This is a genomic window from Rathayibacter tanaceti (genome assembly GCF_001634385.1).
Lineage (GTDB): Bacteria > Actinomycetota > Actinomycetes > Actinomycetales > Microbacteriaceae > Rathayibacter > Rathayibacter tanaceti.
On record NZ_LIIN01000230.1, the window covers coordinates 1 to 2,039 of the forward strand.

A 2,039-nucleotide genomic window follows, 5' to 3' on the forward strand; every position below is an offset into this window, starting at 1 on the left:
CACGCCACTCGCCCACCCGGCGCCCCGCGGTACGGAGGGCGCCGACTGCCTGGAGGATCCGCGTCCGGGGGCGGACGCGACGGCCCAGAGCGGCGAGGCGCGTGCGGGGCCGGACGCGCCGACCGAGGGCGGCGAGAGCGGGATGCATCACTCCAGGGTAGTCGGACGCTCCTGAACGCCCGGTGGTCGTCAGCGGCCGTCGACGACCGCGAAGGCCCGAACGGGGAAGGTCCCGAAGCCGCTCACCTTCGGCGGCACGGCGGTGAACCGGGCGCCCGCAGCGGGCAGCTCCGCCAGACCGGTGAGGTGCTCGACACGTGCACACCCGCGGCGAGGAGGAGGGTGTGCGCGGGCCGGGCGCCACCGGACTCGGTGTCGTCGATGTTGAGGGAGTCGATGCCGACCAGCACCGCGCCGCCCGCGATGAGCGCCTCCGCGCCGTCCTCCGTCAGGAACGGCGCACCGGAGGCGTACTCCGGCGTGGCGAAGTGCGCGTCCCAGCCCGTGCGCAGCAGCACGGCGGCGCCGCGGACGTCGAGGCCGGCCACCGCCTCCGCGGCGATGCCCCGCCCGTCACCGCCTCGCTCGGAGGCGCCGCTCGCGTCGACGACGACGGCAGGCAGGTCGACCAGCGTCTCGAGATCCAGCCCCGCGAGGTCGGCCCCGTCCTCGTAGCGGTGGAACGGACTGTCGAGGTAGGTGCCGGTGTTGCCGATCATCTCGATCACGTCCATCGCGAATTCGGTGCCGGGCGCGTAGGAGCGGCGGGACGCCTCCCTGGTGAGGTGCGGGCGGATGCGCGGCGCGGGGAGGCCGGGGTAGGTGACGAGTCCGTGGGAGACGGTGTGACTGAGGTCGACGATGCGGCGCGGAGTGGACATGCGTCCACCCTGCCAGTGCCCGCCTCTCCGAGTGAGCATGCTCGACCTGGCCGTCGACGAAGTCGAGACCATGGATGCGCCGGACAGCGAGTTCGTCGCCGGCTTCGTGACCGCAGTCGCCATCGGCGGGTTGATTGTCGCGATCACCTAGTCGCCTGACGAAGGAGAGCCGGCATGCAGCGCATGCCGGCCCTTCGTCCGCGTCAGCCGCCGCTCACGACTCCCATCGACGCACCATCCCCCGGACAGTGGTGAGGAGCCCGGCGACCCCGGCGGCGAGCAGGAGCCAACCGAGGGCAGTCCCGCCGACGAGGAGGGCGACGCCGCACCCGACGACGAGTCCGAGGACAAGCTGGATGATGTGCATGTTCGCTCCATTCGTTAGAACTAGCTTCCGGGGTCCGTCAGGCACTCTTGCCGGAGAGCGCCTCGCCGAGGCGGACGCGCGATCCGGTGCGCAGCAGGGAGTTGCCGTAAACCCGGGCGCCCAGTGAGACAACCACGGCTGTGCTCACGATGATCACGGCCAGGGACAGGAAGGGCTCCCACCACAAGGCGGATCCCGTGAAGATCCGCACGGCCATGCCGATCGGCGCCGAGAACGGGACGTACGACATGATCCGGAGGACGCTCTCGTCGTCGTTGTAGAAGATGATGAGGAAGTAGGGGATGATCAGCAGAAACATCACCGGAGCGGTGACGCTCCCGACGTCCTCCTGGCGCGACACCAGCGCCGCAGCTGCCGCGTAGAGGGCCGCGATGAGCACGAACCCCACGGCGAAGAACAGCACGAACCAGCCGATGGATCCCCCGAGCTGGCCGAGCAGGTCGACCTGTCCGGTCACGCGCAGCCCGACCGCCGCCACGACGGCTATGCAGCAGGTACACGAGCTGCTCAAGGACCCTCATCTTGGGATAGAGCCCGCGTTCCTCCGGCATGTAGCCGAATCGTCGACGGTCCTCCGTATTCATAGGAACGCCATCCATCCGCACGTCGCCGGTATCCGGCCTGAGGACACCGAGCATGATCCGCATCGTCGTCGTCTTCCCCGCGCCGGTCGCCCCGACGAACCCGGTGAGGCGTCCTCCGATGACGTCGAATGACACGTCATCCACAACGGTCCGCGAGCCGTACGACTTGCTCACTCCGTCTACAGT

4 protein-coding genes and 1 pseudogene are annotated in these 2,039 nt (G+C 69.7%); 1 reads left to right on the forward strand and 4 read right to left on the reverse strand.

Features of this window, described 5'->3' with window-relative positions:
- Positions 1 to 242 precede the first annotated feature (242 nt).
- A complete protein-coding gene (locus ACH61_RS15200; protein ID WP_236713720.1) occupies positions 243 to 881 on the reverse strand; it encodes a cyclase family protein in 639 nt (212 codons plus the stop codon).
- A 37-nt stretch (positions 882 to 918) separates the two neighbouring features.
- Between ACH61_RS15200 and ACH61_RS19140 the strand changes: the two genes are divergently transcribed.
- Positions 919 to 1,032: a daptide-type RiPP gene (locus tag ACH61_RS19140; protein ID WP_330220192.1), complete on the forward strand. Its 114-nt coding sequence runs from the start codon at positions 919 to 921 to the stop codon at positions 1,030 to 1,032.
- 63 nt (positions 1,033 to 1,095) lie between these two features.
- Here the strand turns inward: ACH61_RS19140 and ACH61_RS17645 are convergent, their stop codons facing one another.
- The 3 genes and pseudogenes from ACH61_RS17645 to ACH61_RS18680 form a co-directional block, all read right to left on the reverse strand.
- A complete protein-coding gene (locus ACH61_RS17645; protein ID WP_158286071.1) occupies positions 1,096 to 1,248 on the reverse strand; it encodes a hypothetical protein in 153 nt (50 codons plus the stop codon).
- Between the two features lie 37 nt (positions 1,249 to 1,285).
- Entirely contained in the window at positions 1,286 to 1,747 is a 462-nt protein-coding gene (locus tag ACH61_RS18675) for an ABC transporter permease (RefSeq protein ID WP_068213668.1), read from the reverse strand.
- Positions 1,725 to 2,039 (reverse strand): annotated as a pseudogene (locus ACH61_RS18680) (ATP-binding cassette domain-containing protein); the annotation flags it as partial. The gene ACH61_RS18675 and the pseudogene ACH61_RS18680, both read right to left, overlap by 23 nt.

Excerpts from the sequence above, each read along its gene's own strand:
- ACH61_RS15200 (WP_236713720.1), bottom strand. The coding sequence starts at position 881 with ATGTCCACTCCGCGCCGCATCGTCGACCTCAGTCACACCGTCTCCCAC.
- ACH61_RS19140 (WP_330220192.1), top strand. The coding sequence starts at position 919 with ATGCTCGACCTGGCCGTCGACGAAGTCGAGACCATGGATGCGCCGGAC.
- ACH61_RS17645 (WP_158286071.1), bottom strand. The coding sequence starts at position 1,248 with ATGCACATCATCCAGCTTGTCCTCGGACTCGTCGTCGGGTGCGGCGTC.